The 584-nt window shown below is 56.8% G+C and carries 1 protein-coding gene; it reads right to left on the minus strand.

Annotated features, from left to right (window positions below):
• Positions 1-584, minus strand: a 584-nt coding sequence (locus tag PEL01S_RS34255; protein ID WP_164824398.1) for an AMP-binding protein, incomplete at both ends; no start/stop codon positions are given.

Raw genomic sequence — 584 nt, forward strand, 5'->3', positions numbered from 1 at the left:
TCGAATACACCCAAGTGGTCGAGCAAATAGAATCCTCCGTCGGGCCGTAATTGTTGATATAGCGCACGTGGTCCTTCCACTGCCCCACCAGCTCGGCGGAGGAAGCGGAGCCGGCCGTGATCAGTGTCTTCAGGCTCGGAACGTGCGCCGGGTTCAAGTACACGGCATAGGTCGGAGGCAGAGTCGCCACCGTTATTCCGTTGTCGCGGACGTACTGCTCGAATAAATGATGATCCAAAATGACCGAAGCGTCCGGCACATACAGCGCTGCCCCGAAAAATAAGCTCATGATCATTTCTGAGCACGACGCGTCGAACGAAAAGCTGGCAAACTGCACGATGCGGTCCTGCTTGCCAATCTGCAAAGTATGCTCGCAGAAAAACTTGAAGTTGCACACGCCCTGATGCTCGACCATCACGCCTTTCGGATTCCCGGTCGTGCCCGACGTGTAGATGACATACGCTAGCTGCTGCGGATCGACGGCCAGCCCCAGATTCGAGCCGTCGTCGCTGTAGATCCGGTCATCGTCCAGCAGGAGCACTTCGCCGTCGAACGCTGCGCGATCTTGCAAATGCGACTGGACA

It is taken from the genome of Paenibacillus elgii NBRC 100335 (assembly GCF_004000865.1).
GTDB lineage: Bacteria > Bacillota > Bacilli > Paenibacillales > NBRC-103111 > Paenibacillus_G > Paenibacillus_G elgii.